The sequence below is a fragment of the Arcobacter sp. CECT 8989 genome, from assembly GCF_004116715.1.
Lineage (GTDB): Bacteria > Campylobacterota > Campylobacteria > Campylobacterales > Arcobacteraceae > Halarcobacter.
Genome location: NZ_PDKE01000003.1, coordinates 1 through 12347, shown reverse-complemented (window position 1 = coordinate 12347; position 12347 = coordinate 1). Strand labels below are relative to the sequence as shown.

14 protein-coding genes are annotated in these 12347 nt (G+C 28.0%); 8 read left to right on the top strand and 6 right to left on the bottom strand.

Going from position 1 to position 12347, the window contains the following annotated elements:
• Positions 1 to 119 precede the first annotated feature (119 nt).
• From CRV02_RS03575 to CRV02_RS03565, 3 genes are all read left to right on the top strand, one after another.
• Entirely contained in the window at positions 120 to 320 is a 201-nt protein-coding gene (locus tag CRV02_RS03575; protein WP_129083315.1) for a DUF2892 domain-containing protein, read from the top strand.
• A 116-nt stretch (positions 321 to 436) separates the two neighbouring features.
• Entirely contained in the window at positions 437 to 1315 is an 879-nt protein-coding gene (locus CRV02_RS03570; protein ID WP_129089197.1) for a hypothetical protein, read from the top strand.
• Positions 1316 to 1401: 86 nt separating this feature from the next.
• Entirely contained in the window at positions 1402 to 2253 is an 852-nt protein-coding gene (locus CRV02_RS03565) for a YitT family protein (RefSeq protein WP_129089196.1), read from the top strand.
• Positions 2254 to 2259: 6 nt separating this feature from the next.
• Here the strand turns inward: CRV02_RS03565 and CRV02_RS03560 are convergent, their stop codons facing one another.
• The 4 genes from CRV02_RS03560 to CRV02_RS03545 all read right to left on the bottom strand — a co-directional run bounded on the left by CRV02_RS03560 (position 2260) and on the right by CRV02_RS03545 (position 5235).
• Positions 2260 to 2994 (bottom strand): IclR family transcriptional regulator, encoded by a 735-nt coding sequence (locus CRV02_RS03560; RefSeq protein ID WP_129089195.1) that lies wholly within the window; start codon positions 2992 to 2994, stop codon positions 2260 to 2262.
• Between the two features lie 43 nt (positions 2995 to 3037).
• Positions 3038 to 3598, bottom strand: coding sequence for a DJ-1/PfpI family protein (locus CRV02_RS03555; protein WP_258238967.1), 561 nt, complete (start codon positions 3596 to 3598; stop codon positions 3038 to 3040).
• 98 nt (positions 3599 to 3696) lie between these two features.
• The gene (locus tag CRV02_RS03550) at positions 3697 to 4788 is read right to left on the bottom strand and encodes a PQQ-dependent sugar dehydrogenase (protein ID WP_129089194.1); all 1092 of its coding nucleotides are present in this window, start codon (positions 4786 to 4788) and stop codon (positions 3697 to 3699) included.
• A gap of 33 nt (positions 4789 to 4821) precedes the next feature.
• Positions 4822 to 5235, bottom strand: a complete 414-nt coding sequence (locus tag CRV02_RS03545; RefSeq protein WP_129089193.1) for an Rrf2 family transcriptional regulator — start codon at positions 5233 to 5235, stop codon at positions 4822 to 4824.
• A 144-nt stretch (positions 5236 to 5379) separates the two neighbouring features.
• On the opposite strand from CRV02_RS03545, the gene CRV02_RS03540 reads away from it, so the two are divergent.
• Genes CRV02_RS03540 through CRV02_RS03520 form a run of 5 tightly spaced genes read left to right on the top strand, consistent with a single transcriptional unit; the run spans position 5380 to position 10130 of the window.
• Positions 5380 to 5826, top strand: a complete 447-nt coding sequence (locus CRV02_RS03540) for a cytochrome c (RefSeq protein ID WP_129089192.1) — start codon at positions 5380 to 5382, stop codon at positions 5824 to 5826.
• Between the two features lie 5 nt (positions 5827 to 5831).
• The gene (locus CRV02_RS03535) at positions 5832 to 7217 is read left to right on the top strand and encodes a cbb3-type cytochrome c oxidase subunit I (RefSeq protein WP_129083307.1); all 1386 of its coding nucleotides are present in this window, start codon (positions 5832 to 5834) and stop codon (positions 7215 to 7217) included.
• Between the two features lie 9 nt (positions 7218 to 7226).
• Positions 7227 to 9005, top strand: a complete 1779-nt coding sequence (locus tag CRV02_RS03530; protein ID WP_129089191.1) for a nitric oxide reductase activation protein NorD — start codon at positions 7227 to 7229, stop codon at positions 9003 to 9005.
• 1 nt (position 9006) lies between these two features.
• A complete protein-coding gene (locus CRV02_RS03525; protein WP_129089190.1) occupies positions 9007 to 9795 on the top strand; it encodes a CbbQ/NirQ/NorQ/GpvN family protein in 789 nt (262 codons plus the stop codon).
• Positions 9796 to 9842: 47 nt separating this feature from the next.
• Complete coding sequence (locus tag CRV02_RS03520) at positions 9843 to 10130, top strand: peptidylprolyl isomerase (RefSeq protein WP_129083304.1); 288 nt, start codon at positions 9843 to 9845, stop codon at positions 10128 to 10130.
• Between the two features lie 9 nt (positions 10131 to 10139).
• Here CRV02_RS03520 and CRV02_RS03515 read toward each other — a convergent pair whose 3' ends face one another.
• Both CRV02_RS03515 and CRV02_RS03510 read right to left on the bottom strand, forming a co-directional pair.
• Complete coding sequence (locus CRV02_RS03515; protein WP_129089189.1) at positions 10140 to 11378, bottom strand: DEAD/DEAH box helicase; 1239 nt, start codon at positions 11376 to 11378, stop codon at positions 10140 to 10142.
• A gap of 13 nt (positions 11379 to 11391) precedes the next feature.
• Positions 11392 to 12084, bottom strand: coding sequence for an alpha/beta fold hydrolase (locus tag CRV02_RS03510; RefSeq protein WP_129089188.1), 693 nt, complete (start codon positions 12082 to 12084; stop codon positions 11392 to 11394).
• Positions 12085 to 12347: the final 263 nt, after the last annotated feature.

Genomic DNA, 12347 nt, shown 5'->3' with positions numbered 1-12347 from the left:
TTATATCTACAAAACGTAGCATTAAAAAATCATTAATCTTGACCAACCTAATTATTATAAGTAAAATTTATTTAAGTTTAATAAGTTAAAATTATAAAAAAAGATAAAAGGAACTTATAATGAACAAGTTTGATAAGTTTAGAAATTTTTGTAGAAAGTTTAGAATTCTAATTGGTATAGTACTAATTGCAGTTGGATATTTTACAGGTATTGCATGGTTTTACTTAGGAATCATTCCTTTAGTAGCAGGACTTGTTGATTTTTGTCCACTTTGTATTATCTCAAAAAAATGTACACCTAAAAATCTACAAAGCCATTAAAAAAGTAGACTTAGGTCTACTTTTTATTTTATCTTCTAATTTTTCTTAATATTTTTCATTTATTTAAAAAACTAATGTATAATACGCTTTTAAAATAATTTAATGGAAATATATAAATGAACATGCTTAAAAATCTATTTACTGATTTAGAAAATCTACTTAGTTTACTAAATGACTTCGACTATAGTAGACTTATATTATTAACAATTACAATGTTAATAGTTTATATTATTAATATCATTGCTTTAAATCGATATCATAAAAGTAAAATCAATAAAACACAAATAGAATTAAAAAGAATAAATCTTGAAGCAAACCTAAATATAAAAAGACAAAACCTTTCAAAGCTCTACATTGCAATATTTTTGTTTATTTCATTTTTAATTATTTCAAATAATAATCTTGCAGTTGTAATTCCTGTTTTATCAGCACTAATATTAATACTTCTATTTTCAATAAAAGAACAGCTAAATAATATCTTTTTAGGTTTAGCCTATAAGTCTTCTATTTTAACAACTATTTACGAAGGAATGGAGTTTTACTTTAAAGAAAAACCAAATGAGGTTTGTAAAATATCAAAGGTAAATCTATTTAAAACAATTTACAAAAATGAGATGACTGGACAGCTTTTATCACTAGAGAACAAAGTATTAAATGAAAAAGAGATTATTCATAAAGCAATCCCTGATTTAGACTATGTTGAGTTTAAATATAAAGTAAATAATAATTATGATGTGGAAAAATATATAGAAAAAACAAAGCAAGAGCTTGTTGAATATATAAATACTATAGAAGATGTAGATTTTAAAACACTAAGAGAAACTGTATTATCTTTAAAATCAAAGTATAATACAACACCTTTTTTAAAACCTTCATATACTATCGATGTTATTTTTAATACCCATGAAGAGTTAATTATAAAAATAAACCTAACTACTTATCAATATAATTATGAAAACCATTTAGAGGATTTACTTAAATTTAGACCTAGATAGTTACTAAAAAATTATATATTAATTGCACTAATAAACTTTTTATTACTAAAAAGTTGCTATTCTTCCATTAAAAAATTAGGATACTAATGAAAGAATTCAATTTTAGTCAAGAGTTAAAAAACTATGCATATATTTTTATTGCATCTATTATTCTAGCTATTGGAATAGTAGGCTTCTTCTCTCCAAATAAGATAATTACAGGTGGAACAGCAGGTCTTGCCCTACTTTTACACTATATAACACCACTTACAATAGGTACACTTATAGCTGCTGTTAACCTTCCTTTAGTACTTATAGGATGGAAATACCTTGGTAAAATGTTTGCTGTTAGAACTATCATCACTATTTTAATAATCTCCCTTGCAATTGATTTTTTTGATAAAGTTATTATGTTAAAACCTTTTGTTTTAGAGATGCCTCTTGCTTCTATTTTTGGTGGTATCTTTATTGGAGTTGGACTTGCCCTTGTTATCAAAGGAAACTCTAGTGCTGGAGGTTCAACTATTATTGCTAGAATAGTTGCTTCAAAAAGTGAAATCAAGCCAGGAACAGTAATACTTGTAATTGATTCACTTATTATTCTTTCTTCTTTATTTATTTTTGATGATGTAGCAAGAGTTTTATACAGTATTGTAAGTATCTATGTAACAACGAGAATAATAGACACTATCTTAACAGGTAGATTAAACAAAAAAGTTGTTTATCTAGTAAGTAAAAAAACAGATGAATTAAAAAAACAAATCACTGAACAACTGGGACCTGAAGGAACAATTATAAAAGGTGATGGACTTTTTGAAGGACAAGATAAAAGAATGATTCTTTTAATTGTAGAGGTAAACAAACTTCAAGTTTTAAGACAAATGCTTAAAGAAACAGACCCAGAAGAAGGATTTTTAATCATTACAGAAGCTACTGAGATGTTAGGTCGAGGACACTAACACTCTTTAGCAAACAACTTTATAACTTTCAACTAACCTTGAAATATCTTTTCCTAAAGAGTTAAGTTTTTCGATAGATAATCTTTCTTTTGTTCCAGAAATACCAACCGCGCCTATTAATATATTTTCATGATTAAATAAAGGAACTGCTACGCAAGACATATTGTCTTGATATTCACTATTATCAATTGAGTAGCCATTCTCTTTTACTTCTTCAATTGCCTGTTCTAAAAAGCTCATATCAGTAATTGTATTGTGAGTATATTGATTTAGTTTTATAAGTTCTAAATCATAGTTTCCAAAGGCTAAGATTGATTTACCTAAAGCATTTGTATGCAAAGGAGCTTGAAGACCTATGTTATTTCTTGTTTTTATTTTCCTATTAGATTTATCAATTTGATTTACATATAAAACCTTATAATCATCAAAAACCCCAAAATAAGCACACTCTTTTGTGAGTTCATAAACATTTTCTAAAATAGGTTTTGTTTTCTCTACTAAGATTTGTATCTTTGTTTTTTGAGTAGTTTTATTCTCTAAAGACTTTGGAATAATATCATTTGAATTATCTAAATAGGTAATATAATTTTCATCTTTTAAGGTTTGTAAAATCCTAGACATAGTACTTTTATTTATATCTAATCTATCACAAAGAGTTGAAGCTAAAATAGGTTTTCCATAGTTTACTATCTCTTTATAAACTTGTAAACCTTTTGTTAAAGATTGTAGCTGTGTTGACATTTGAGTCCTTATGCAAAACTAATTTAATAGTTTTGCACAAGTTTTATAAAAGTTCATTAAATTTTGCAAGCCAAGCTGGATGTGCAGGCCAAGCAGCAGCAGTAACTAGATTTCCATCTACATGTGCAGCTTCAAAACCAATATCAATCCACGTACCACCTTTCATATTTAAATCAGGTGCACAAGCTGGATAACAAGAACAAGTTTTGTCTTTAACTACATCAGCAGCAACTAAAACTTGAATACCATGGCAAATAGAAGCTATTGGTTTATTTTTGTTATTAAAATCTTTTACAATCTCTAATACTCTTTGATTAAGTCTAATATACTCAGGAGCTCTACCACCTGGAACTACAAGTGCATCATAACTTGTCTCATCAATTTCATCAAATGTTGCATTTAATGTAAAATTATGTCCTGGCTTTTCTGTATATGTTTGATCACCTTCAAAATCATGAATAGCAGTTTTAATCTGCTCTCCTGCTTTTTTATCTGGACAAACTACATCAACAGTATGACCTAACATTAATAGTGCTTGAAAAGGAACCATTAATTCATAATCTTCTACAAAATCACCTGCTAATACTAAAATTCTTTTTGACATCATCTACTCCTTGATTAAGTTTAGAAAATATTAATACAACTAGAGTTAATAATATATATGTAAAATATATTAATCTGAAGTAGTTTCACTATATGAAACTACTTAGTCAAAATATAAAATTTACCACTGTCTGTTGAAAGAAGAAGTTCCCCTTTAGGAGACTCTATAACATTTCTTATTCTTTGATGATACTCGTTTAAAACTCTTTTTTCTTCTACAAACTCATTGTTTTCATTCATAGTTATAATATTTAGATGAGTAAGTTTAAGTGCTCCAGATAAAAGTTTTCCTTCTAAGCTTTTAAACAGTTTTCCAGAATAAACTATTAAAGAACTAGGTGCAATAGAAGGTATAAAATACTTTTTTGCTTGTTCCATACCTGCTTTATGAGTTCCTTCCCCTACAGAAATAGGAGCCCAATACTCTTTTCCAAAAGAGATAACAGGCCAACCATAGTTTTTACCCTTTTCTATTAAATTAATCTCATCTCCACCTCTAGGACCATGTTCTATTGCCCATAGATTTTTATTTTTTTTATCATAAAAAATTCCTTGAATATTTCTATGTCCATAAGAGTATATTTCATCTAAAGCATTTGAATTTTTTATAAAAGGGTTATCTTTGGGAATAGTACCATCTAAGTTTAGTCTTATTACTGTTCCTGCATGAGTTGTTAAATCTTGTCCATTTGGTCTAACTCCCCTATCACCAACAGTAAAATATAAATGTCCTTCTTCATCAAAGGTTATTCTACTTCCAAAGTGCCTTGAAGTATTACTTTCAGATTTAGTTATAAGTAAATCTTTCCAGTCTTGAAGTTCATTATTTATAAATTTTGCTTTTGCTAAAGTTGTTACACCTTTTTTGTTTACTTCTTTTACATAAGTAAAATAAAGTGTTCTGTCTTTATTAAAATTTGGACTTTTTTGTACGTCTAATAAACCACCTTGTCCTTTATGATAAACAGTCGGTGTATTTAATAAATATTTAATGTCTTTTTTCTCTAAATTTAATATTCCTATCTCACCATTTGTTTGAGTAAATAAAACCTCTTTTTCATTTAGATAAGTCATACCCCATACCTTGCCAAGGTTAGAAACAACTGTTTCTAATTTATATTCAAAATTATTAGTATTTGAAAACAAAATACCTGCTAATAAAAAAACCATTAAAACAAAAATTCTTATCATAGTAAACTCCTGTTTAATTAATAATACTTTATATTATAACTTAAAATCTTTATCTTTGATATCTTCTAAGGTAGTATTTTCATACATTTTTCTAATTAAAGCTCTAGGTTCAACCCATTTATCATGTAATGCACACTTGTTATTACAATCACAATGACCTATCCCTAAGATACAAGTAGTGTCTTCTTCTAAGTCCTTAAATGTCTCCAAAATATCTTTAATGCTAGTTTTAGAAGGTTCTGCTATTAGTTCATATCCCCCTTCTCTACCTTTTATCGACTTAACAAACTTTGCATTTACTAGTTCAATCATTATTTTTGTTAAAAACTTATAAGGAATACCTAATATCTCTGATAACTCTTTTGCACTATATAGTTTTTCATTTCCATTATCAGCGATATAGCATAATATTCTTATTGCATATTTTGTTGTGTTGTGTAGTTGCATTTATTCCCTTTACTTTTCTCATTTTACATAATTTTCTATTAAACCATAAAAAACATTTTAAATTCTACTTTAAGGTAGAATTTAAATATTCAATGATAATATTCCAAAATACTACCTCAAGGTAGAATTTAAAAAGGAGTTAGAATGAATGAAAAAATTACGAAAAACATGGCTCGTAATATTTACTTTGGTGGAAGTTTGTTTTTTATATTACTCTTTGTAGGACTTACAGTTGATACAGTAAAGAAGTTTCCTGAACTTACAAATGAAGATAAACTTACACAATCAGTAGCTGATGGTAAACATGTATGGGAAAAATACAACTGTGTTGGTTGCCATACAATTATGGGAGAAGGTGCTTATTATGCTCCTGAACTTGCAAATGTATTTGATAGAAGAGGATTAAAAGATGAAAAAACTTTTAAAACATACCTTAGCTCATGGATGGCTTCACAACCTTTAGATATAGAAAATAGAAGAAAAATGCCTCAATTTAATCTTACTGATAAAGAAGTTGAAGATTTAGCAAATTTTCTAATTTGGACATCAAGGATTGATGATAATGAATGGCCACCAAACATTGAAGGATAATACAGATGAAATATAGTTCACAAATGGTTGCAAAACCATATTTTATTTTTGCACTACTTCTATTAGCAGGAGAGATGCTTTTTGGTTTAGTTTTAGGATTACAGTATATAAATGGAGATTTTTTATTTCCTCTAATTCCTTTTAATGTTGCAAGAATGGTACATACAAACCTACTAATTGTATTGATTCTTTTTGCTTTTATGGGAGCTGCATACTATTTAGTCCCAGAAGAATCAGAAAGAGAATTATGGAGTCCAAAACTTGCAATAATTACCTTTTGGGTATTTGCAGTTGCAGGTGTAATTACAATACTTGGATATTTACTAGTTCCCTATGCAACATTAACAGAGATTACATATAATCACCTATTTCCTACTATGGGAAGAGAGTTTTTAGAACAACCTACTATTATAAAAATAGGAATAGTAATTGTTGCTATTTCTTTTGTTTTTAATATTGCAATGACAGTATTAAAAGGTAGAAAAACAGTTATTACTGTAGTTTTATTAACAGGTCTTTTAGGTTTAGCAGGTTTATTTTTATTTGCATTTTATCTTCCTGCAAATCTTGCTGAAGATAAGTTCTTCTGGTGGTTTGTTGTTCACTTATGGGTTGAAGGTGTTTGGGAGTTAATCCTTGGTGCTATTTTATCTTTTGTTCTAATTAAAGTAACAGGTGTAGATAGAGAACATATTGATAAATGGTTATATCTAATTATTGCAATGACTTTAGTATCAGGAATCATAGGTACGGGACATCACTTCTTCTATATTGGTACACCTGATTATTGGTTATGGTTAGGTTCTATTGCTTCAGCTGTTGAACCATTACCCTTTTTCTTAATGGTTTTATATGCCTTTGCAATGGAAAGACAAAGAAGAGTTTTCCATGAAAATAAAATAGCTCTTACATGGGCAAAAGGAACTGCTGTAATTGCCTTCTTAGGTGCTGGAGTTTGGGGGTTTATTCATACATTAGCTCCTGTAAACTACTACACACATGGTACTCAATTAACAGCAGCTCACGGTCACTTAGCATTTTTTGGTGCTTATATAATGATTGCATTTACAATAATCTCTTATTCAATGCCTATAATGAGAGGTAGGTTAAAAGGTAATTCTTTAAAAGCACAAAAAGTTGAAAGAGTATCTTTTTGGCTAATGGTTATAGGAATGTTAGGTTTAACTCTTGCTTTAACAGTTGCTGGAGTTTGGCAAATTGTTCTTCAAAGATGGCCCCAATCAGGAGAAGCTCTAAACTTTATGTCAACACAGGAGCATCTAATCCCTGTGTATAAAGTAAGAGTTTTATTTGGAGTTATGACTGTAATTGGGCTTTTAACTTATCTATATAGTTTCTTTATAAAAGAACCAAAAGAATCAATAGCCTAAAGAAGAAAAATGGAAGAGTATATCGGAAAAGTTTGGGATAAATATATTACTAAAAAAGCAAGAAAAAACTTTGAAGAACAAACGGTTTTCTTTGAAGACAATAAAAAAGTATTAAGAATATTTTATCACCTTTTAGGAGGTGATAAAACAAAAGAACTTTATATAACTGATAAACGTTCCATTTTAAAAAAAAGAAGAACTCTAAGTGAAAAAGTTTCTGGAGTGGGAAAAGAGTTTTATCTTCCATGGCAAGATGAAGAGGGTCTTTATCTCCCTCCTTCTATTTCTTACTTTAAAGATGAAAAATCAAATCAACTTCTATATTTTTGGATTATTGCAATGATGAGTAATATTGATGTAAATAAAAAAAACATCATCTCTAGTAATATTAAAACAACAAAATATCTATTATCTAAATATGAAGGTTTTCAAGATTTTTATCACAACAGTTCAAATGAAATCTTTGAACAATATGAAGAACTAGAGTTTATAAAAGAGTTAGATGAAAATAGTACTAAAAATATTTTAGAAATACAACCTTTTTATATGTGGGTTTATCCATCTTTAAAAATGAAAAAAACTATTGAAAAATTTGAAGAAGATGAACCTTATAGAAATAAAGAACAAAAAGATAAGACAGAAACCTTACTTATGAAAAAAAAGGTTGAGAAAATTGATGATAAATCAAAAACTGATGGACTTTTAGTATTTTTACCTGAAGGACTAATGAGTATTTTAGAAAGAGTAAATGTTGATAGAAGTGAAGATGATAGTTTTGATGAAAATGCCCTATTTAATGCACAGGATTTAGATGAAATAACAATCGGAAGAAAAAAAGCAAATCTAAACGCAAGAATAAAAATGGATTTAGATATTGAAAATGATGTAATTGAAGAGTATCCTATAAAATCGAACTTTTCATTAAATGAATGGGATTATAAAAAACAAAAATATTTAGAGAATTTTGTTAATATAAATCCAATATTTACAAAAAATATAAAAGCTATAAAACTTCCTACAAGATTGAAAAAAATAACAAATCAAGTTCAACATGAACTAGATTTAATGCAACTAGATAAGATAAAAAGAAGTAATCTTGATTGTGGTGATGAAATAAATCTAAATACATGGATTGATTACAAAAGTTCAAAAAATAAAAACCTAGATAAACAAAACTTTTTTGAAAGCTTTCAAAAAAATACAAGAGATATGAGTACCCTGATTCTTGCTGATACTTCATTATCAACAGAAGCTGGTATTAATTCCGAACTTAGAGTAATAGATATGATAAAAGATGGACTTATTGTATTTTCTGAAGCATTAGAAAGACTGCAAGATAACTTTAGTATATATGCCTTTTCATCATTAAAAAACAAAGATGTTAAGTTTCATTTAATCAAAAACTTCCAAGAAAAGTACAACGATACTATAAGAGGAAGAATTGATTACATAAAACCAGGATACTACACAAGACTAGGTGCAGCAATAAGACAGTCAATTAAAATACTAGAAACTCAAAAAACAAAAAATAGATTACTTCTAATAATAAGTGATGGTAAACCAAATGATGTAGATAAATATGATGGAAGATATGGTATAGAAGATACCAAAAAAGCTATCAATGAAGTAAAGGCAAAAGGAATTGTACCATTTTGCATAACTATTGATTTGGAAGCTAAAAGTTACCTGGCTTATCTTTTTGGGAAAAATGGTTTCACTGTAATTAGAAATGTAAAAAAACTTCCAAAAATTTTACCAGAAATATATATGAATTTAACAAAGGATTGAAATGTCTAATGATATTTACTATTTAGAACAAAATAATGAAACGCAACTTTTTTTAGCTGCTGAAAAGATGAACTTACCCGTACTAATAAAAGGTCCAACTGGTTGTGGGAAAACAAGATTTATTGAAGCAATGGGAGAGAAACTAAATAGAAAAGTTTATACTGTTGTTTGTCATGATGATTTAACTTCTTCTGATTTATTAGGAAGACATCTGATTTCTGAAAATGGTACATATTGGCAGGATGGTCCTCTTACAAAAGCAGTTAGATATGGAGGAATTTGTTACCTTGATGAAATAATTGAAGCAAGAAAAGATACAACTGTTATCTTACACTCTCTTGCAGATTACAGAAGAGTACTTCCTTTAGATAGAACAGGTGAAACAATAGAAGCTCATCCTGATTTTATGTTAGTTGTCTCTTATAATCCTGGTTATCAAAATATCTTAAAAGGAATGAAGCCAAGTACAAAACAAAGATTTATCTCTTTAAGTTTTGATTATCCTAAAAAAGAAGAAGAGAAGCAAATTATTATAAAAGAGAGTAGTATTGATGAGAAAATAGCTACAAAACTTGTAAATATTGCAAATGAAATAAGAGAGTTAACTGATACAGATATACAAGAAGCAGTATCCACAAGACTTTTAGTATATGCAGCTAAACTTATAAAAAAAGGCTTTGATGAATACCAAGCTTGTATTCATTGTATAGTTGAATCATTAAGTGATGATAAAGAAGTTATTGATGTTTTAGAACGATTAATATCTTTGCACTTTATAAAAAAGGATTAGACATAAGCTCTTTATGTTAAAATTCCATAAAACAAAGGAGTACTTATATGGCATCAGCAACAGCTAGACATATATTAGTTAGAAATAAAAAACTTGCACAAAAAATAAAAGAAGAACTAATAGAAGGTGATATTATATTTGAAAAAGCCGCAAAAAAGTACTCTAAATGTCCAACAGGTAAAAGGAAAGGTTTTTTAGGAAGTTTCTTTAAAGGTGATATGGTAAAAGAGTTTGATGAAGTGGTTTTCACTAAAAAAACTCCACTTAATAAAGTAGTGGGTCCTGTTAAAACAGAGTTTGGATATCACCTAATAGAAGTACTTGCTAGAAACTAAGAGAGAACCTTATAAATTCTCTTTCTTAGCTCTAGCTTCTCTTAATTTATCTTTTTTACTTTTTCTTTTTCCTTTTACAGGAGCTTCACCCTTTTTTTTCTTTTGTGGGGTACCTTTTAACTCAAACCCTTCTATCTCTTCTTTTTCAAGATTGATATTTGAACGCTTTTCTATAAGTTTAAAGTGCTCATAGTTTTCTAAAGTTAAAAAAGATATTGCATTTCCACTTTTACCAGCTCTTGCTGTTCTTCCTATTCTATGAACATAATCAGCAGGAGACCTAGGTAAATCATAGTTTACAACACAAGTAATATTGTCAATATGTAAACCTCTTGCAGCAATATCAGAAGAGAAAAGTATATCTATCTCTTTGTTTTTAAAATCCTCTAATGTATAGTTTCTCTCTTCTTGGTCTAAATGCCCATGAAAAGACTCTGCATTAAAGCCATATTTTCTAAATTTTGCTGCTAAATTATCTGCTGCTCTATTTGTAGCCATAAAAACTAATACTTTTTCAAACTTCTCTTTTTTAAGTAAATGCCTTAAAAGAGCTGATCTATTTTCACTATTTACTTTTATTGCTCTTTGATTTATAAGTTCAACAGTTTCTTTCTCTTCTAGAAAAACTTCTTTTGCTTCTTTTGTAATCTTTGAAGCGATTTCTAATACTTTTTCAGGGTAAGTTGCAGAGAAAAGTAAGTTTTGTCTTTTTGAAGGAATTTGCTCTAATAATAAATCTAACTCTTCTTGAAAACCAAAATCAAGCATTTTATCAGCTTCATCAAGAACTAAATACTCTACAAAAGATAAATTAATCTGCTTCTTAGAGATAATATCAAGTAATCTTCCAGGAGTAGCAACAACGATATCTCTTCCTTGTTGTACATCTAGAAGTTGTTGAGAAATATCATCTCCACCAATAAGAGTTACAACCTTGGGTCTTTTTTTAATATATTTACTTAAATCTTCAAAAGTCTTTGATACTTGAAGTGCTAGTTCTCTTGTAGGAGCAAGAACTAAAACTCTTACTTTAGCTTTACCTTCATATGAATTATTTAAAAAGTTTTCTAAAATAGGAAGAACAAAACTTGCTGTTTTTCCACTTCCCGTTTGTGCTTTAGCCATAACATCAAGTTTTTCTAAAACTAAAGGAATTACTTTTTCTTGAATTTGAGTTGGTTTCTCTAAACCTATATTTTCAAGGGCTTTGTTTATTGGTTCTTTTAAACCAAAATCACTAAATGTCATCTATTATTTCCTTTTAAATTTTCATCCAGTTTTCTATATGAAAACTTAACTCCCTTGGAACTTCCAATGAGATATTATGACTTGTCCCAACTCTATAGTTAATTTTAAAATCATGTTCAACACCTTCTAAAGCTTTAACTGAAGTATGATTTAGCAATCTATCATCTAAACTATAAAAAAGATATGTTGGAATATCAAGTTCATTTAACTTTTCAAATAACTCTTCTCTTTTTAGGGTAAGGGCTAGTTGAGGAGTAAAAGCTTCATTTCCAAGCTTGTTAAACATATCACATACAATATCAACTAACTCTTCATCATCTTTTACTTCTAAAAGATCAATTGCTTTTCTCTCATCTAAAGAAGTAAACTTACCTTCTCTTGCTTCTTGTAGTTTCTTCTCTCTTCGTGGAATATCTTTTTGCTCTGTTGAACTAGGAGTTGAGCTTAATAAAAATAGTCTTTTTACTTTTTTAGGATTTGTAACTGCATAATATGAAGCTATATAACCACCTAAAGAAAAACCTAATAAGTTGATTTTTTCATCTTCTATTTGTTCATCTAATATTTTATTAATTTCATCAAAATCTTCACTATAAGGTATTGGTAAATGTATTAATTCATATTTTTCATCTAAATAAGGTGTTAACTTACTCCATAGTCTTTCATCTGTCATAAGACCAGGAATTAAATATATCTTCTCTTTCATATAATATTGTCCTTCATAAATAAAAAGGATATATTAGCATAATAAGGTTTTTTAAATTTTAATTTTTAAATTAATTAAAAAAAATAGTAATTATAGTTATAAAACAAGACTTTTTTATTTTATTATTTAAGTATGTAAATAAAACTAAAGAAATTATTTGATTATAAACTTCATTTGACTTTCATTTGACTTTCACTTGTTAGAATATTTAAATATTCAATTAACAAGGGAAAGAATAATGAAAAGACTAGTTGATTTTAGCT